This is a genomic window from Neorhizobium sp. SHOUNA12A (assembly GCF_023006505.1).
Lineage (GTDB): Bacteria > Pseudomonadota > Alphaproteobacteria > Rhizobiales > Rhizobiaceae > Neorhizobium.
Genome location: NZ_JALBGV010000020.1, coordinates 52,671 through 71,793, shown reverse-complemented (window position 1 = coordinate 71,793; position 19,123 = coordinate 52,671). Strand labels below are relative to the sequence as shown.

The 19,123-nt window shown below is 62.5% G+C and carries 9 protein-coding genes; 7 read left to right on the top strand and 2 right to left on the bottom strand.

The features are described 5' to 3' along the window. Positions 1–99: 99 nt before the first annotated feature. From MOV63_RS11970 to MOV63_RS11945, 6 genes are all read left to right on the top strand, one after another. Positions 100–1,533 (top strand): M20 family metallopeptidase, encoded by a 1,434-nt coding sequence (locus MOV63_RS11970; RefSeq protein ID WP_247033972.1) that lies wholly within the window; start codon positions 100–102, stop codon positions 1,531–1,533. Between the two features lie 132 nt (positions 1,534–1,665). Continuing rightward, the gene (locus tag MOV63_RS11965; protein WP_247033971.1) at positions 1,666–3,021 is read left to right on the top strand and encodes an aspartate aminotransferase family protein; all 1,356 of its coding nucleotides are present in this window, start codon (positions 1,666–1,668) and stop codon (positions 3,019–3,021) included. 76 nt (positions 3,022–3,097) lie between these two features. Then, entirely contained in the window at positions 3,098–4,558 is a 1,461-nt protein-coding gene (gene cls, locus MOV63_RS11960) for a cardiolipin synthase (protein WP_247033969.1), read from the top strand. 63 nt (positions 4,559–4,621) lie between these two features. Then, complete coding sequence (locus MOV63_RS11955; protein WP_247033967.1) at positions 4,622–5,452, top strand: endonuclease/exonuclease/phosphatase family protein; 831 nt, start codon at positions 4,622–4,624, stop codon at positions 5,450–5,452. A gap of 87 nt (positions 5,453–5,539) precedes the next feature. After that, positions 5,540–6,514, top strand: a complete 975-nt coding sequence (locus MOV63_RS11950) for a threonine/serine dehydratase (protein ID WP_247033966.1) — start codon at positions 5,540–5,542, stop codon at positions 6,512–6,514. 180 nt (positions 6,515–6,694) lie between these two features. Continuing rightward, positions 6,695–6,832: a hypothetical protein gene (locus MOV63_RS11945; RefSeq protein ID WP_157885188.1), complete on the top strand. Its 138-nt coding sequence runs from the start codon at positions 6,695–6,697 to the stop codon at positions 6,830–6,832. Positions 6,833–6,927: 95 nt separating this feature from the next. On the opposite strand, the gene MOV63_RS11940 is transcribed toward MOV63_RS11945, so the two are convergent. Beyond that, positions 6,928–8,091, bottom strand: coding sequence for a M20 aminoacylase family protein (locus MOV63_RS11940; RefSeq protein ID WP_247033965.1), 1,164 nt, complete (start codon positions 8,089–8,091; stop codon positions 6,928–6,930). A 432-nt stretch (positions 8,092–8,523) separates the two neighbouring features. On the opposite strand from MOV63_RS11940, the gene MOV63_RS11935 reads away from it, so the two are divergent. Next, the gene (locus tag MOV63_RS11935; RefSeq protein ID WP_247033964.1) at positions 8,524–17,028 is read left to right on the top strand and encodes a GH36-type glycosyl hydrolase domain-containing protein; all 8,505 of its coding nucleotides are present in this window, start codon (positions 8,524–8,526) and stop codon (positions 17,026–17,028) included. A gap of 104 nt (positions 17,029–17,132) precedes the next feature. Here MOV63_RS11935 and MOV63_RS11930 read toward each other — a convergent pair whose 3' ends face one another. Then, positions 17,133–18,902 carry a glucan ABC transporter ATP-binding protein/ permease gene (locus tag MOV63_RS11930; RefSeq protein WP_247033963.1) on the bottom strand — a complete coding sequence of 590 codons (1,770 nt, stop codon included), beginning with the start codon at positions 18,900–18,902 and terminating at the stop codon, positions 17,133–17,135. Positions 18,903–19,123 lie beyond the last annotated feature (221 nt).

Genomic DNA, 19,123 nt, shown 5'->3' with positions numbered 1-19,123 from the left:
CACAGCCTACTTTTGCTGCAATGCCGCATTGCCATCGGCCGGGAATTGGGTACGGTTCGGGCCCTCCGACCAGCATAGATCTATCGAGGCAACGGTTTCATGACGACAGGCAATTCCAATCTCCCGCTCGTTTGGGATTTCATCGACCGCAAAAAAGAGGTCTTCACGGAACTCGCGGACCGCGTCTGGGAGACGCCGGAAACCTGCTACATGGAGACGCTTTCGGCTGCCGCGCATCGCGAAATGCTGGAGGCGCAGGGCTTCAAGATTACCGAGAATGTCGCCGGGATTCCGACCGCGCTGATCGGCGAGGCGGGCGAGGGCGGTCCGGTGATCGCCTTTCTCGGCGAATACGATGCACTGGCCGGCCTCAGCCAGAAGGCCGGCGTCACCCGGCACGACCCGACGACATCAGGCGCGAACGGTCATGGCTGCGGCCACAATCTTCTCGGTTCCGCATCGCTGCTGGCGGCGACCGCGCTCAAGGATTGGCTCGAGACGACCGGCACGCCCGGCCGGGTGCGTTATTACGGCTGCCCGGCGGAAGAAGGCGGTGCCGCCAAGGCGTTCATGGTGCGTGCCGGCGCCTTCGAGGATGTCGACATCGCGATCAGCTGGCATCCGAGCAATTTCGCCGGCGTGCAGCGGGAGACCTCGCTTGCCAACTGCCGGATCGACTTCACGTTCACGGGCCGCGCCGCCCATGCGTCCGCGGTGCCGGAACTTGGCCGCAGCGCGCTCGATGCCGTCGAACTGATGAGCGTTGGTGTCAATTATATGCGCGAGCACATGCCGTCCGAAAGCCGCATCCATTATGCGGTTCTGGACAGCGGCGGCATCTCGCCGAATGTGGTCCAGGCGCATGCCAAGGTGCGCTACGTCGTCCGCTCGGCGGACCTGCCGGGGCTTTTCACGCTGATCGAGCGGGTCAAGAAGGTTGCCGAAGGCGCGGCGCTGATGACTGAGACCAAGGTCGAGAGCACGATCCTGGCCGGCGTCTCCAACCTCGTCGTCAACACCCCGCTGATGGACGTCATGCAGGACGTCTGGGACAGCATGGGTCCGCCGCCGTTCGACGCCGCGGATATCGAGTTTGCCGAACAGATCCGTGCCACGCTGACGCCGGAAGACATTGCGGCAAGCTGGAACCAGGAGCGCCTGGAGCAGCGGGATATTCCGCTTGCCGATTTCATCCTGCCGCCCCACACCGAAAACCGCCAGATGGGCGGATCGACGGATGTCGGCGATGTCAGCTGGGTCGTGCCGACCGTGCAGGCCTATGGCGCGACGCTTGCCGTCGGCACCCAGCTTCACACCTGGCAGGTGGTGGCGCAGGGCAAGAGCCCGCTTGCCCACAAGGGCATGGTCTCGGTTGCCAAGGCGATGGCCGCGACGGGGCTCGCCGCCATGACCAGCGATCAGCTCCGCGAGGCGGCCTGGGCCGATCTCAAGAAGCGGCGCAAGGGACAGGACTACAAGAGCCCCATTCCGGCCGGCGCCGAACCTCCGGTCGCGGCAATGACGCTGAAATGACAAATTAACTGATCGACGCGTCAACTATTTTGAACGGTCCGCCTCCCTGAAAACGGCGATTTGGGCTGTCCAATATCGCCGTTTCCGCCTATGGAATTTATGCGCCGTTGCGTGTATCACAGGAGGTCAGTCGTGACTATTCAGCCCAATTCCATCGAAGCCCGGGACAAGGCTTACCAGCTCCACTCCTACACCAATGCCCGCGCGCTGGAGCGTGACGGATCGCTGGTGATCGACCGCGGCGAGGGCATCTATGTCTACGACGTGAACGGCAATAAATATATCGAAGGCATGGCCGGGCTCTGGAGCGTCGGCGTCGGTTTCGGCGAGAGCCGGCTTGTGGAAGCGGCCGCCAGGCAGATGGCGAAGCTCCCCTATTACCATACCTTCACGCTGCGCAGTCACGGCCCGTCGATCGATCTGGCCGAAAAGCTGATCCAGATGGCGCCGGTGCCGATGTCGAAGGCCTATTTCACCAATTCCGGTTCCGAAGCCAATGATACGGCCATGAAGATGGTCTGGTATCGTTCGAACGCGCTCGGCAAGCCGGAAAAGAAGAAGATCATTTCACGCATCAAGGGCTATCACGGCGTGACGATCGCCAGCGCCAGCCTCACCGGCCTGCCGAACAACCACCGCTCTTTCGACCTTCCGCTGGCCGGTGTCTTCCACACGACCTGCCCGCATTACCGCGCCTTCAAACAGGAAAACGAGACGGAGGTCGCCTTCGTCGAACGCTGCGCCAAGGACCTCGAAGACCTGATCCTCAAGGAAGGTCCGGAAACCGTCGCCGCCTTCATCGGCGAGCCGGTCATGGGCGCTGGCGGCGTCATCGTTCCGCCGGCCGGTTACTGGGATGCGATCCAGAAGGTGCTCAGGAAATACGATATCCTGCTGATCGCCGACGAGGTAATCTGCGGCTTCGGGCGCACCGGAGAGATGTTCGGCACCACGACCTACGCGCTGCAGCCGGATATCATGACGCTATCGAAGCAGATTTCGTCGTCCTACCAGCCAATCTCGGCGCTGCTGATCAACGAGAACGTCTACGGCCCGCTTGCCGACGAATCGGCGAAGATCGGCACGTTCGGCCATGGGGTGACCGCGGCCGGCCATCCGGTTGCCGCAGCGGTTGCGCTCGAAAACCTGGCGATCATCGAAGAGCGCGATCTTGTCGGCAATGTTCGGGCGCTGGCGCCGAAGTTCCAGAGCCGGCTGAAGGCGCTGGAAGGCCATCCGCTGGCGATCGAAGCCCGCGGCGTCGGCCTGATCGGTGCCCTGGAGCTGAAGCCGCGGGATGGTTTCGCGGCCGGCCAGCTCGGCCCCAAGCTGCTGGCGATCATGCTCGAAAAGGGCCTGATCTCGCGGGCGATCGGCGACTCGCTGGCGCTCTGCCCGCCAATGATCATCAACGAGCAACAGATCGATACGATCTTCGACACGTTCGAAGCCTCGCTCGAAGTCTTCGCGAAGCAGTTCGCTGCCTGATATCCTCCCGGAGCCGCGCTAACCTATTGGTGCGGCTCCGATTGCGCTTGGGCCATGCGCGCCTATATTGCTCGCCATGCTGGATGTCATCGAACCCTATTGGCCGCATATCCTCTTCGTTTTGTCGGTCCTGATGGGGGCCGCAGCTGCGATCCACGCGGCGATGACCAAGGAAGAGGTCCGCTCCGCGATCGGCTGGGTCGGCGTCATCGTTCTGTCCCCGATCGTCGGCGCGCTGCTTTATCTTGTCGCCGGGATAAATCGCATCCGCCGTTCGGTGATCAGCGATCGCCGGGCGCTGCTGCAGGGGGAAATCCGGGCGCATGTGGTTTCCTATGATGCGACCAACGACCTGATCATCGAGGAATTCGGGCATCGCTTCCGGGCGATGAAGACGCTCGGCGACCGGGTGACGCGCCACCGGCTGACGACCGGCAATACGATCGTCGCACTCGATACCGGTGACGAAGCCTATGGGGCGATGCTGAAGGCGATCGCCAAGGCGAAACGCAGCCTCATCCTCGAGACCTATATCTTCGACCGGGACAGGATCGGTACCCGGTTTGCGGATGCGCTGACTGCCGCGGTCAAGCGCGGCGTCGAAGTGCGTGTGCTGATCGATGCGGTCGGCGCCCGATATTCGGTGCCGAGCGTGCTCGGCACGCTCAGAGAGGGCGGGATCACGGCCGATGTCTTCAATGGCAACGTCATCATGGGGCTGCGGCTGCCTTATGCGAACCTGCGCACCCATCGGAAGATCCTGGTCATCGACGGGCGGGTGGCGTTTACCGGCGGCATGAATATCCGCGAAGGTTTTTCGAGCGAATTCAGCGGCAACAACTGTTCGTTCGACACGCATTTCAAGGTAACCGGGCCGGTCGTCGCCGACCTGTTTGCGATCGCCGCCGCCGATTGGCGATATGCGGCCGACGAGGCATTGGAGGGCGAGGCCTGGGCGCTGCAGGCGCCGGAGACGAACCCCGGTTCGCCGGTCGTCATGCGCGCCGTTTCCTCCGGCCCCGACCGCAGCGTCGAGACCAACCACAAGATGCTGATGGGCGCGTTTTCCGTGGCGCGTTCCTCGATCCGCATCGTATCGCCCTATTTCCTGCCGGACCGCGAACTGATCACCGCGCTCGTCACTGCCGCCCGGCGCGGGGTTGAGGTCGATATCGTCGTGCCGACCGCCAACAATCTCGTCCTGGTCGACCGGGCGATGACCGCGCAGTTCGACCAGATGCTGAAGAATTACTGCCGGATCTGGCGGGCATCCGGGCCGTTCAACCATTCCAAGCTTCTGGTGATCGACGGGCGCTGGGCCTATGTCGGCTCATCGAACCTCGATCCGCGATCACTCCGGCTCAATTTCGAGGTCGATCTGGAAGTGCTGGACTGCCCTTTCGCGGAAGCTTTGGAACGAAGGATAGATCTGGCCATTTCTTCCGCAACCGAAGTGACGCTCGATGGGTTGATGGCAAGGCCCTTCCTCGTGCGCCTCATCGAACGGGTGTTCTGGCTGGGGTCCCCCTATCTCTAGTTGCTGGATAGATAGGGAGCTTGCCTTATAGATTTCATTGATCGGCGAATAGTCAAAAGAACCATGCGGGAAAAACGTCCCAATCTTCCGAAAAGCATTCTGGCTTCCATCCGGGCTCGAAGGAACCGCGGTGCCGGAACGCATGAGGAGCGTGAACGCGGGCACGGCATGCTGATCGCCTCCTACAACGTGCACAAATGCGTCGGCATCGACGGAAAGTTCGATCCCGCGCGCACCAGCCACGTGATCCGTGAAATCGGTGCCGATGTGATCGCGCTGCAGGAGGCGGATTCCCGATTTGGCGAGCGGCGTGGCCTGCTCGATCTTGCCTGGATGGAGCGGGAGACGGGTCTTTTCCCGGTGCCCGTCTCGGGTGTCGCCAAGGCGCATGGCTGGCATGGCAACGTTGTTTTCTTCCGCGAAGGCCTCGTGCGCGATGTCCACCAGGTCAAGCTGCCGGGGCTCGAGCCGCGGGGCGCTCTGATCACCGAACTGGAACTCAAGGACGGCAGCGCGTTTCGGATCATCGCCGCCCATCTCGGCCTGCTCAACCGTTCGCGGCAGCAGCAGGCCCGCATGATCCTCGATATCCTGCGCTCGCGTGACGAGCAGCCGACCGTGCTCATGGGCGATCTCAACGAATGGCGGCTTGGTGACCGCTCCTCCCTGAATACGCTCGCGACCGTGTTCGGTCTCCCGGCTGCGGTGCCGAGCTTTCCGTCGCGCCTGCCTGTCCTGGCGCTCGACCGCATCATGGCGAACCAGCCCGGGCTGATCGATGCCGTCGAAACCCATGACAGCCCGCTTGCACGGCTTGCATCCGATCACCTGCCCATCAAGGCGGTGGTGAAGCTCGGTTCCCTGCCGTTGTCTCAAGGGATGGAAGCCCGCTGAACCGATCCTTTTCCGGCCTTTACCGAAACGGAAACCGCCGATAGGTTTGTGGCCTCACCGCCTCGCCCTCCGAATGGAATTTCCCGCATGACCGATATCGCCATGATCGAAGCCGCCCGTGTCCGTCTCGATGGCCACGTGCGCCGCACCCCGCTGCTGTCTTCGCCCTTTCTCGACGACATCGCCGGGCGGCGCATCTTCGTGAAGCCGGAATGCCTGCAGCACACGGGTTCGTTCAAGTTTCGCGGCGCCTGGTCGGCGATTTCGGCACTGTCGCCCGACGTCCGGGCCAAGGGCGTGATCGCTTTCTCTTCGGGCAACCATGCCCAGGGCGTGGCGCTGGCGGCGAGGATGCACGGCATCCCGAGCGTGATCATCATGCCGTCCGATGCGCCGCGCATCAAGATCGAAAATACTCGCGCTTATGGCGCAGACGTCGTGCTCTATGACCGCCTCAACGAGGATCGCGATGTGATCGGCGCGCGGCTGTCGCAGGAGCGCGGCCTGACGCTGATCAGGCCGTTCGACGAGCCGCTGGTGATCGCCGGCCAGGGCACGACCGGGCTCGAAATCGCCGAACAGGCCAAGGAGGAAAGAATAGAGAAGGCCGATGTGCTGGTGCCGACCGGCGGCGGCGGCTTCATTTCCGGCGTTGCGCTGGCCTTGAACGCCAAGGCCCCTGGGTTTCTCGTGCACCCTTGCGAGCCGCAAGGCTTTGACGACGTGACGCGCTCGCTGGCTTCCGGAAAGATCGAGCGCAACGCGACCCAGGGCGGTTCGCTTTGCGATGCGATCGTCACGCCGCAGCCCGGCAACATCACCTTTCCGATCATGTCGAAGCTCTGCGGCGCAGGTCTCGTGGTGACCGACGACGAAGCGTTGCATGCGGTGGCGCTTGCCTTCAGCCGGCTGAAGATCGTTGTCGAACCCGGCGGGGCGGTGGCATTGGCGGCCGTTCTTTTCCATGGCGAGACGCTGGGCGATACGGTGATTGCCGTCTGCTCGGGCGGCAATATCGACCCGGATATCTTCCGTCTGGCGCTGGATCGTTTTGGCGCCTGAAGGGCTCGCGAGGGCCCCGGGTATAATAAACCGTTAAACACCCGGAAGGGCCGTTAAGAAAAAAGGATTTTCTACGGAACTGGTGGCAGGTTGGAACATTATCTCTATCGGCTTGGTAGAGATAAGCTAGGATAGGTTAAACGTCCGAAAAGGGCGAAAGCAGAACCCGGGAGACATCCAATGCGTCATATAGAGCATCAGACACGGTCTTTCCCAGTCCGCAGCGCCGCGGGCAAATGGCAGTGGGCGGCGCATACCGCCCTGGTCACGGCAGCGTTCATCTTTGTCGGCGCTGTCACGCTCGGCCTTTTCCCCTGAGCCTTTCAGGTTTCGCCTTTTCAAATCGGGCTTGGTTCTCCCAAGACCGAAACACCTCCCGCGCTTGCCGCTCGGGAGGTGTTTTCGTTTCGGGCTTATCTCGTCGGAAGATAGGCTTCGGCAAGCTCTACCCAGAAGCTGGTTCCGATCGGCAGCGCGTCGTCGTTGAAGTCGAAACGGGGGTGGTGCAGCGGCGGATCGCTGTCGGTGCGCCTGGTGCCGAGCAGGAAATAGGTGCCCGGCCGCTCCGCCAGCATATAGGCGAAGTCCTCGGCACCCATGGACGGGCGGGGCAGATCGATGACCTTGTCCTCGCCGACGACGCGGCGGGCGAGGTCGCGGACGAAATCCGTTTCCGCCTTGTGATTGATGGTCGCCTCGTAACCCCGCTTGTAATCGAGCGTGACGCTCATGCCGTAACTGGCGGCCTGGCCTTCGGCGACCATCCGGATGCGCCTTTCCAGCTCGTTGCGGACGTCCGGATCGAAGGAGCGGATGGTGAGCAGCATTTCCGCCCGCTCCGGAATGACGTTGCTCGCCATGCCGGCATGGAAAGCGCCGACGGTGATCACCATCTGGTCGAGCGGGTGGATGTTGCGCGAGGCGATCGTCTGCAGCGCCATGATGATGCTCGCGCCGCAGACGATCGGATCCGACGTATCCTGCGGCTCGGCGCCATGGCCGCCGCGGCCATTGACCGTGATGCGGCATTCGTCGACCGCCGCCATCATCGGGCCTTCCTTGACGCCGATCTGACCGAAGGGCAGGCTGGGGTCGTTGTGCAGCCCGAACACGGCATCGCACGGGAAACGCTCGAAGAGACCGTCCTCGATCATCAACCGGGCACCCCCGAAATTTTCCTCCGCCGGCTGGAAGATCAGGTGGATCGTGCCATCGAAATTCCTCCTCTCGGCAAGGATCCTGGCCGCGCCCAGCAACATCGCGGTGTGGCCGTCATGGCCGCAGGCGTGCATCAGGCCTTTGTTCCTGCTGGCATATTCGGCGCCGGTTTCCTCTTCGATCGGCAGCGCATCCATATCGGCACGGATGCCGATCGACCGGCCGCTGGTGCCGTTCTTCAAGGTGGCGACAACGCCCGTCTTGCCGAGGCCGCGGGTGACTTCATATCCGAGGCCGATGAGTTGAGCGGCGACGAAGTCGGATGTGTTGAACTCCGATAGGCCGAGTTCCGGATGTTGATGAAGGTAACGGCGAGTGGCCACCACTTCGGCCATATAGTTGGAAAACTGGATCGTCATCGTTCAAAACACCGAAGGTTCGATTGGACCGGTCGCGGGCACGACGAGATCGCCCTTGCGTCCACGATGAATATCAGCCGGGCCTCCGGAAGGTAAACCCTTCCCGATTAAATTTAGCCGTCCCCGCTACCGCAAGGTGCTCGGACAGGCCTGCCGCGCCGCCTCGAAATTCATCGCATTATCAATGGGTTGCTTCCGTTCAGGTTCCATTCAGGCGAGCCTCGGTAGAGCCGGAATATGTGTCAATCCGCAGGAAGTGAGCAATAGATTCCAGTCAGTCGTTTGCAATATCCGGACTGCTCTCTATTTCCCATCCTCGCGGGTTTGCATCCGGCTGGTCACCATAATCCAAATGATGACTGGCGCTTCCGATGCAGGCCGAGTAAGGCGAGGCCGACAAACCCTTAAAGTTTTCAGCAGAAGCCCGTATCCATGTCATTTCACACTCCGCCGTCAGCTTCCTCGCGCGAAACCGAAGCCAAGCAGATCGATCATAACGACTCGATCCGCTCGACCTATTTCAACATCGATGCATTGCGGGAATGCGGCGAGAAACTCGGCAAGGAGGGCACGCCCAGCCTGCCGGGCTTGATGGCGTTCGAGTTCTTCAAGCGGCATGAGGAGAACGAGAAGGAAATCCTTCGGGTCTACCGGGCGACGGCTACCGATGTCGATGCCGGCGCGTCGATTACGCCCGCCGCCGAATGGCTGCTCGACAATTACTACATCGTCGAAGAGGCGATCCAGGAAGTCCGCCGCGACTTCCCGAAGAAATTCTTCCGCCAGTTGCCGACGATGACGGTCGGCGGCCAGGAATTGCCGCGCGTCCTGGCGCTCGCCTGGCTCTATGTCGCCCATACCCACAGCAGCATTTCCCGCGAAGCGCTGGCCTCCATGGTCCAGGGTTTCCAGGTCAAGGAACCGCTCGAGATCGGCGAACTCTGGGCGCTGCCCTCGTTCATCCGTTTCGTGCTGATCGAGAACCTGCGCCGCATCGCCACCCGTGTCGACCGCTCGCGCAACATGCGTCGTCGCGCCAACGAGACCGCCGACGAGATCATCCGCCTCAACAACGAGGAGGCGAGCGCCGATGTCCTGAAGGGCATCGAGAACCTGACGAACGACAACACGTTCACGGCGCAATTCCTCTATCGCCTTCGCAATGCCTCACAGACCTCGGGTTTTGCCGTCGCCTGGCTGGAGCAGCGTCTCGAACAGGCGGGCACCGGCGTCGAAGAGGTGATGCTCGCCGAACAGAACCGTCTGTCGTCCGGCAACGTGACGATGGGTAACATCATCAAGAGCCTGCGCGAGATCGACGACACGGAGTGGAGCGTCTGGTTCGAAGACGTTTCGCAGATCGACAAGATCTTCCGCGAGCGCACCGACTATCAGGCGCTCGATTTCGGTTCGCGCAACGCCTATCGCAACCGTATCGAACAGATCGCCCGCCGCTCCCGCAAGAGCGAGGCCGAGGTGGCGGAAGCCGCCATCCAGCTCGCCGAAAAAGCGGCGGCGGAAGAAAATGCCGATCCGCGCGAGACCAATGTCGGCGCTTTCGTCGTCGGCCGCCGCCGCCGGGAACTGGAAGCGGCAGTCGGCTACGATCTGCTGTTCGTCCAGAAATTTGTCCGCCTCGTCCGCCGCCTCAACTGGTTTGCGATCGCCGGCCCGGTCATCCTGATCACCGTTCTCGCCATGGCGATTGCCGGCTGGTTCCTGGTGCAGGCGGATATTCCGCTGCCGGTCGTCTTCTGCTTCCTGCTGATGTTTGCACTGCCGGCTTCCGAAGGCGCGACCGGCCTGTTCAATACGCTGGTGACCTATGTGGTGAGGCCAGCCCGGCTGGTCGGCTACGAGTTCAAGGAGGGCATTCCGGAAGCGGCAAGAACGCTGGTTGCCGTACCCTGCCTGATCACCGATCGCGATACCGTGGACGAACTCGTCCGCAACCTCGAGGTCCATTATCTCGCCAATCACCACGGTGAAATCTACTTCTCTCTGCTCAGCGACTGGCGCGACAGCAAGTTCGAAGAGACCGATACCGACCTCGAAATCCTCGACTATGCGAAGCGCGAGATCGCAGCGCTCAACGCCAAGTATGGGGAGGATGACAAGGCGCGCTTCTATCTGCTGCATCGCCGCCGCCTATTCAATCCCGCCGAAGGCGCATGGATGGGCTGGGAGCGCAAGCGCGGCAAGCTGCATGAGCTCAACATGTTGCTGCGCGGTGATCGCGACACCAGCTATCTTCCGGGTGCCAATATCGTTCCGCCGGACGTCCAATACGTCATGACGCTCGATGCCGATACGCGCCTGATGCGCGATGCGGTGACCAAGCTCGTCGGCAAGATGCACCATCCGATCAACCAGCCGGTGCTCGATCCGAAAACCAATCGCGTCATCCATGGTTATGGTCTGATGCAGCCGCGCGTGACGCCGTCGCTGACGACCGGCAAGGAAGCCTCGGTCTTCCAGCGCGTCTTCTCCGTCGGCCGCGGCCTCGACCCTTACGTCTTCACCGTCTCCGACGTCTACCAGGACCTGACCGGCGAAGGCAGCTTCACCGGCAAGGGCCTCTATCACGTCGATGCCTTCGAGGCCTCGCTCAAGGGCCGGATCGACGAGAATTCGGTTCTCTCGCATGACCTTCTCGAAGGTTCGTTCGCACGCTGCGCTCTCGTGACCGACGTGGAACTGGTCGAAGACTTTCCGGTCCGCTACGAGGTCGAGGTTTCGCGTCAGCATCGCTGGGCTCGTGGCGACTGGCAGCTCCTGCCCTACATCCTTGATCCGAAGCGGGGCGTGACTGCGCTTGGCCGCTGGAAGATGATCGACAACCTGCGCCGGTCGCTGACCCCGATCGCCTGGTTCTTCGCTTCCGTGCTCGGCTGGTACTTCATGGATCCGCTCGGCGCGCTGATCTGGCAGATCCTGCTGATCTTCTCGCTGTTCGTCGCTCCGACCCTCAGCCTGGTCACCGGCCTGCTGCCGAGCTCCACCGATATCGTTCCCGGCGCGCATTTCTATTCCGTCTGGTCGGACATGCGTTCCGCCAATGCGCAGGTCGCCCTCCGCGTCGTCTTCATCGCGGATTCCGCCTGCATCATGACCGATGCGATCGCCCGGTCTCTCTACCGCCTGTTCTTCAGCCGCAAGCTGATGCTGGAATGGCGCACCGCCGCCTCGATCCAGTCGAGCGCGCAAGGGAGCCCGCAGGATTATTACAAGACGATGTGGCATGCGCCGGCAATCGCCGTGCTCAGCATCATCCTGTCGGCCATGCCGGGCGACAATGCATTCCTGGTCGGTATTCCGTTCGCCGTGCTGTGGATCTTCTCGCCGCTCGTTGCCTGGTATGTCAGCCAGTCGGCCGAGACCGAAGACCGGCTGTTCGTGCCGGAACCCGTGTCTATCGAACTGCGCAAGATCGCCCGCCGCACCTGGCGGTATTTCGAGACCTTCGTGACCGCGGAGCAGAACTACCTGCCGCCGGACAATTTCCAGGAGAGGCCGAACCCGGTCATCGCCAAGCGCACGTCGCCGACCAATATCGGCGTCTACCTGCTGTCGACGATCTCGGCGCGGCATTTCGGCTGGATCAGCTTCACCGACACGATCGAGCGCATCGAGCAGACGATCTCTGCGGTTGAAAGAGCCGACAAGTTCCGCGGCCACATGTACAACTGGTATCATACCGATACCCTGCAGCCGCTGATGCCGCGCTACGTCTCGTCGGTCGACAGCGGCAACTTCGCCGGCCATCTGATCGCCATCTCGTCGGCGTTGCGCATCTGGGCCGAGGCCCCTTCCGCCCATCTTCAGGGCAATCTTGACGGCATCGGCGACGTCTGCGGCATTCTGGCGGAAACGCTGAAGGCTCTGCCGGACGACCGCAAGACCGTGCGCCCGCTGCGTCGCCGTCTGGAGGAGCGTATCGCCGGCTTCGGCAATGCGCTTGCCGCGGTCAAGCGCGAGCATGAATTCGCGTCGATCCGGATCATCAACCTCGCTGTGCTTGCCCGCGACATCCAGAAGCTCGCGGTCAACCTCGATCAGGAAGTCCGTTCGACCCAGAGCGACGAAGTTACCCGCTGGTCGGCATCTCTCGTCGCCGCCTGCGAGGCGCATATCGCCGATAGCGTCTTCGACAATGCCAATATCGAATCGCTGCGGGAGCGGCTCGGCGTGTTGCGCGACCGAACCCGCCGCCTCGCTTTCGCGATGGATTTCAGCTTCCTGTTCCGCAAGGAGCGTCGTCTTCTGTCGATCGGCTATCGTGTCGAAACCAACGAGATCGACGAAGCCTGCTATGACCTCCTCGCATCCGAAGCGCGTCTGACCAGCCTGTTCGGGATCGCCAAGGGCGACCTGCCGACCGAGCACTGGTACAAGCTCGGCCGCCAGGTGGTGCCGATCGGTGCGCGCGGCGCGCTGGTCTCCTGGTCCGGCTCGATGTTCGAATACCTCATGCCGCCGCTCGTCATGCAGGAGCGCCAGGGGGGCATCCTCAACCAGACCAACAATCTGATCGTCAAGGAACAGATGAACCACGGCCGCCGCCTCGGCACGCCATGGGGCATCTCGGAAGCGGCATTCAACGCTCTCGACCATCAGATGTACTATCAGTATTCGAACTTCGGGGTGCCGACGCTCGGCCTCAAGCGCGGCCTCGGACAAAACGCCGTCATCGCTCCCTATGCGTCGATCCTGGCCAGCCAGTACGATCCGATCGCTGCCTCTGAAAACCTGACCGAACTGCGCTCGCTCGGAGCGCTCGGGGTGTTCGGTTTCTACGATGCGGTGGATTTCACGCCGACCCGCGTGCCGGAAGGCAAGCGCTGCGCGGTGGTGTTCAACTATTATGCCCACCATCACGGCATGTCGATCGCCGCGATCGCCAACGTGGTGATGAACGGCCTGCTGCGCGAACTCTTCCATTCCGACCCGACCATCGAGGCCGCCGAACTGCTGCTGCAGGAAAAGGCGCCGCGCGATATTCCGGTGATGAGCGCCAAGCACGAAGAAACCCCCGGCAAGGGCCAGGGCGAACTGTTGCGTTCGGAAATCCGCACCATCACCAACCCGGCCACCAAGGACCGGGAGCTGGCGCTGCTCTCCAACGGTCATTACTCGGTCATGCTCACCGCGACCGGCTCGGGATATTCCCGCTGGAACGGACTGTCTGTCGCCCGCTGGAAGCCCGATCCGACCGAAGATCGCTGGGGCCAGTTCCTGTTCCTGCGCGACACCACGAACGGCGAATGGTGGTCTGCCACCGCCGAGCCGCGTCGTATCGAAGGTGAAAAGACCAGGGCGATCTTTTCCGACGAACGGGCGGAATTCCACAAGACGATCGGCGACCTCACGAGCACGGTCGAATGCATCGTAGCGAGCGAACACGATGCCGAAGGCCGGCGTCTGACGCTGCTCAACATGGGTACGGAGGATCGCTTCATCGAAGTGACGTCCTATATGGAGCCCGTGCTGACCACCGAGGACGACGACAACGCCCACCCGGTCTTCCAGCGGATGTTCGTTCGCACCGAAATCGGCCGCCGCGGCGACGTCATCCGCGCGTGGCGCAACAAGCGCGCGCCGAACGAACCGGACATGATCATCGCCCATCTGGCGGCCGACAATGCCGGTTCGGCCCGGCCGACCGAATTCGAGACGGACCGCCGCAAGTTCCTCGGCCGCGGCCGCACGCTTTCGGAAGCTGCAGCCTTCGATCCCGGCGCGACGCTGTCGGGCACCGACGGCTTCACGCTCGATCCCATCCTGTCGCTGCGCCGCGTCGTGCGCGTGCCGGCCGGCAAGAAGGTGAGCGTGATCTTCTGGACGATCGCGGCACCCAGGCGCGAAGAACTCGACCAGGCGATCGAACGTTATCGTCATCCGGACGCCTTCCAGACCGAGCTCACGCAGGCCTGGACGCGCACCCAGGTGCAGATGCGCCACCTCGGCGTCTCCTCACAGGATGCGGCGGCGTTCCAGCACCTGGCGCGCTACCTCATCTATCCGGACATGCAGCTTCGCGCCGACCAGGCGACCATACACGCGGGCATGCAGCCGCAGTCGTCGCTCTGGCCGTCGTCGGTTTCCGGCGACTTCCCGATCTTCACGCTGCGCATCAACGACGACAACGACATGCCGGTCGCCAAGGAGGCGATGAGCGCCCAGGAATATCTGCGCTCGCGCGGCGTCGTCACCGACCTCGTGATCTTCAACGAGCGGGCGGCTTCCTATGCGCAGGAAATGCAGCAGGCGCTGGAACATCTCTCAGAGAGTTCCCGCCGCCTCAGCCAGCAGGAGGGCCAGCGCCAGCACGTCTTCTCGCTGCGCCGCGACATCATGGACGACGAGGGTTCGGAAGGCCTGATCGCCGCATCCCGCGTGGTTCTGCATGCCCGCAACGGCAAGATCAGCGACCAGCTCAACCGCACGGCGACGATCTTCGCGCCGCCGAAGGACCAGCAGATCGAAGTCGATCGTCGTCCGCTGCTGAACGGCGAGATCTTCCAGCCTCCGGCTCCGATCGAGGCACCGGCGGATCTCGACTTCTGGAACGGTTTCGGCGGTTTCACCAAGGACGGCAGCGAATATGTGGTGCGCCTGCACGGCGGCCAGTCGACGCCGCAGCCGTGGATCAACATCATCTCCAACGACAAGTTCGGCTTCCACATTTCGGCGGAAGGCTCAGGCTTCACCTGGGCCAAGAACTCCCGCGACTATCAGCTGACGACCTGGACCAACGACATGGTCATCAACCGTCCCGGCGAGGCGTTCTACGTCGCCGACCGGGACAGTGGTGCGGTCATGACCCCGTTTGCGGTTCTGTCGCGCAAGCCGGAAGTCAAGTTTGAAACCCGCCACGGCCTTGGCTACTCCGTCTTCTCGAGCGAAGAGGAAGGCCTGAAGATCAAGTTGACCCAGACGGTCGACCGGACACGGGCCGCAAAGCTCTCGTCCATCCTCGTCCATAACGGCGGCTCGGAAACACGCAGGCTGCGCGTCTACGGTTATGTGGAATGGCTGCTCGGCGCCAATCCGGCCCGGTCCATCCCGTTCATCCTCTCCAGCCGGGACGAGGAGACGGGAACACTTTTCGCCACCAACTCCTACAGCATCGACTACCGCCGTTTTGCCTTCATGGGCATGAAGGAGACGCCGGTCGGCTTCACGGCAAGCCGCCGCGAATTCATCGGGCGCTTCGGTTCGGTCCAGATGCCGGCGGCGGTGATGTCCGCTTCGGCGCTGAGCAACGCCCTCGATCTCGATGGCGATCCCTGCGCGGCACTTGCCTATGACATCGAGCTTGCCCCGGGCGAAGAGAAGACGGTTACCTTCTATCTCGGCGACGCCGATACCAAGGAAGAGGCTCAGGCGCTGGTCGCCCAGCTGCGCGGCGAGGAGTTCGCTCCGATTCTTGCGGCGAATCGTGACTTCTGGACCGGCTTCACCGGCCGCCTGAAGATCTCGACGCCGGACAAGTCGCTCGACAACATGGTCAACCACTGGCTGCCCTACCAGGCGCTCGGCTGCCGCATCATGGCCCGCACCGCCTTCTACCAGGCATCCGGCGCCTTCGGTTTCCGCGACCAGCTGCAGGACACCTTGGCTTTCCTGGTGCACGAGCCGTCGCTTGCCCGCCGCCAGATCGTCAACGCGGCCTCGCGGCAATTCAAGGAAGGCGACGTGCTGCACTGGTGGCTGCCCGGCTCCGGCGCCGGTGTCCGGACGATGATCTCCGACGACGTCGTCTGGCTCGCCTACGGTATCCACCAATATGTCTCGGTGACCGGCGATGCATCGCTGCTCGACGAGGAACTGGCGTTCATCGACGGCCCAGTGCTCGAAAAGAACAAGCACGACTCCTTTTTCCAGCCGACGGTGTCGACCGATACCGCAACTGTCTACGAGCATGCGGCAAGGGCGCTGGACCTGGCGATCACGCGCACCGGCGACAAGGGCCTGCCGCTCATCCTCGGCGGCGACTGGAACGACGGCATGAACCGCGTCGGCATCGGCGGCCGCGGCATGAGCGTCTGGCTCGGCTGGTTCCTGGCCGCGGCACTGCGCAACTTCCTGCCCTATGCGGAAGCACGCAAGGACAAGAAGCGCATCCAGCGCTGGACCGACCATATCGAAACGCTGAAGCAGGCGCTCGAAAAGGCCGGCTGGGACGGCACCTACTACCGGCGCGGTTATTTCGACGATGGTTCTGCGCTCGGCTCGAGCACCAGCGACGAATGCCGCATCGACTCGCTTGCCCAGTCCTGGAGCGTGCTCTCGGGCGAAGGTGATCCGGAACGCGCCGCCCAGGCGATGGATGCGGTGCTTGAAAAACTGGTCGACGGCCAAGCCGGCATCATCCGCCTCTTCACGCCGCCGTTCCAGGATACCCGCAAGGACCCGGGCTATATCAAGGCCTATCCGCCGGGTGTTCGTGAAAACGGCGGCCAATATACCCATGCGGCGATCTGGGTCGTGCTGGCGCTGGCAGCGCTGAAGCGGGGCGACGACGCCTGGAAGTGCTTCCAGATGCTGAACCCGATCAACCACGCGCTCGACCAGGACGCGGCCGAGACCTATCGGGTCGAACCCTATGTGGTCGCGGCCGATGTCTATGGTCACGGTTCCCATACCGGCCGCGGCGGCTGGACTTGGTATACGGGTTCTGCTGGCTGGCTCTATCGTGCGGCCACCGAGGGCATCCTCGGCATCCGCCGCCAAGGCGACCGGCTGTTCGTCAACCCGGCACTGCCGACCGACTGGAATGGCTTCACCGCCGAACTGACCATCGACGACACGGTGCACAAGATCACTGTCGAAGGCGACAAGGTCACGATCGACGGTCAGGCGGTCAATGAGACGGAAGGTTTCCTCCTCGATGGAGCCGCTGCGAAGCGACTGCCGGAACCGGCCGATAGCTGAGACCTCCGATCATCGGAAACCGACAAAAGAAAACCCGCCGCCATGCGAATGGCGGCGGGTTTTTTCGTTGGGCTTCGGGATCGACCGACTTCGGGATCGCCTGGTCAGGCGGGCTGCGCCTCCGGTGTCGTGTGATCCTTCGCTTCGTCGTCGGTCAGGATGCCGCTTGCCTTCAGCAGCGAGGCAAAACGTCCGCCGCTCTCGCTGAGTTCGTCATAGCTGCCCATCTCGGCGACGCGGCCGTTCTCGAGGAAGATCACCTTGTTCGCATCGCGAACGGTCGAAAGCCGGTGGGCGATGATGAAGGTGGTGCGGTTCTCGCGAAGGCGGTCGATGGCCGTCTTGACGCGAGCCTCGGTCTCGACGTCCAGCGCACTGGTCGCCTCGTCGAGGACAAGGATCGGTGCATTCTTGAGGATGGCGCGGGCAATGGCGATGCGCTGGCGCTCGCCGCCGGACAAGCGGTTGCCGCGCTCGCCGACAGGCGTCTCATAGCCGTTCAACCGGGTTTCGATGAACTCGGCGGCGGCGGCGGCTTCCGCCGCCTTGGCGATTTCCTCCTCGCTCGCCCCTTCGCGGCCGAGGCGGATGTTTTCGCTGATCGACCGGTTCAGGAGACCGGCATCCTGGAAGACGGTGGCGATGGAATGGCGCAGTGATTTCCGCGTCACCTTGCCGATATCGACGCCATCGATCAGGATCTTGCCTTCCTGGGGATCGTAGACACGCTGCAGGAGGTTGATAAGCGTCGTCTTGCCGGCACCGGTAGGGCCCACGATGGCAACCGTCTCCCCGGCTTTTGCGGTGAAGGAAACGTTGTGGACGCCCTGGCTCGTACTGGCGAAGCCGAAGGAGACGTCGCGGAATTCCACCTCGCCGCGAACCTCGCCGAGGTCGGCGGCATCGGCCGGCTCGGCACGCTCTTCGACGGAATCCTCAAGGGTGAAGAAGTCTTCGAGCTTGGCGCGCGCTTCGAAAATCTGGGTCGCGAACTGGCGCAGCAGATCGAGACGGCCGATCAGCAGGTTGGCGAAGCCGATGAAGGCCACGACATCGCCGACCCGGATTTCGCCCCGCTGGACCAGAAGCGTACCGATGACGAGGATGACGCCCATGGACACCGTCGAGGCAGTACGGTTGAGCGCGCCCGCCAAGGCCCACCAGTCGAGCACCGGATATTGGGCTGCGAGCAGATCTTTAGTATAGTCCTTGAGCGCCAGGGTCTCGGCTTCGATGCGGTTATAGCTGTGCAGCACCGACACGTTGCTGATCGCGTCGCTCACATGCGAGAAGACAGTGTGGTAATGGTTCTCGACCGAGGCCTGGCCCTCCTTGGTGCGGTTCATTACCGTAACGCCGATGATCCAGTAGAGGATGCTCAGCACCAAAAGGACGAGGCTCAGTCGCCAATCCATGGAGATTGCGGTCGGGATCAGCAGAACAAGCGCCACTGCGGTGGCGAGGTGGGTGCGCATGAATTCGAGCCACAGGCCGAACAGGCTCTCTGCGGCACGCAGCAGGGTATGCAGCGCATTGGAGGTGCCGCGGGTGTGGTGCCAGGCAAGCGGCATGGAGATGATGCGTCCGAAAGCCTCGGTCAGCAGCGACGCGCGTCGACCATGGGCGAGCCTGTCGGCCTCGCGGGAGACAAGCACGTAGGCGACGGTATTGAAGACGCCGAAACCGGCCCATAAAATCAAGACCGGAGTAACAGTACCGCCGGATGAAATGGCGTCGATGATGCGGCCGAACAGGATCGGTTCGGCAATGGTGATGACGGCCAGCACGATATTGGCGACGACGACGGCACCGACGCGCCATTTGTTCTTGGCCAGATATCTGAGGGCTCGTGCGTAAACCTGGAACAGCGTCAACTGGCGCAACCTTTTTCATGTGGAGCCGCCATGGCAGCGGCATCGGTAATCTAATGATCGTAAACGGCAATTCCGCGACGGATGCCGGAGATAATACCCTTCTGCCAGAAATGTTTCATGGAGAGCAAGACTTCCCGTATTCGGTGTCTCGAACCAGTTCACAGCTTCTCACAGAAAGCCGTCAAGGGCTAGATTTCGCGGTATACCTTCAACGAATGATA

What these genes read in the sequence shown, in the direction of transcription:
- MOV63_RS11970 (WP_247033972.1), top strand. Translation starts at nt 100, where the DNA reads ATGACGACAGGCAATTCCAATCTCCCGCTCGTTTGGGATTTCATCGAC.
- cls (WP_247033969.1), top strand. Translation starts at nt 3,098, where the DNA reads ATGCTGGATGTCATCGAACCCTATTGGCCGCATATCCTCTTCGTTTTG.
- MOV63_RS11955 (WP_247033967.1), top strand. Translation starts at nt 4,622, where the DNA reads ATGCGGGAAAAACGTCCCAATCTTCCGAAAAGCATTCTGGCTTCCATC.
- MOV63_RS11950 (WP_247033966.1), top strand. Translation starts at nt 5,540, where the DNA reads ATGACCGATATCGCCATGATCGAAGCCGCCCGTGTCCGTCTCGATGGC.
- MOV63_RS11945 (WP_157885188.1), top strand. Translation starts at nt 6,695, where the DNA reads ATGCGTCATATAGAGCATCAGACACGGTCTTTCCCAGTCCGCAGCGCC.
- MOV63_RS11940 (WP_247033965.1), bottom strand. Translation starts at nt 8,091, where the DNA reads ATGACGATCCAGTTTTCCAACTATATGGCCGAAGTGGTGGCCACTCGC.
- MOV63_RS11935 (WP_247033964.1), top strand. Translation starts at nt 8,524, where the DNA reads ATGTCATTTCACACTCCGCCGTCAGCTTCCTCGCGCGAAACCGAAGCC.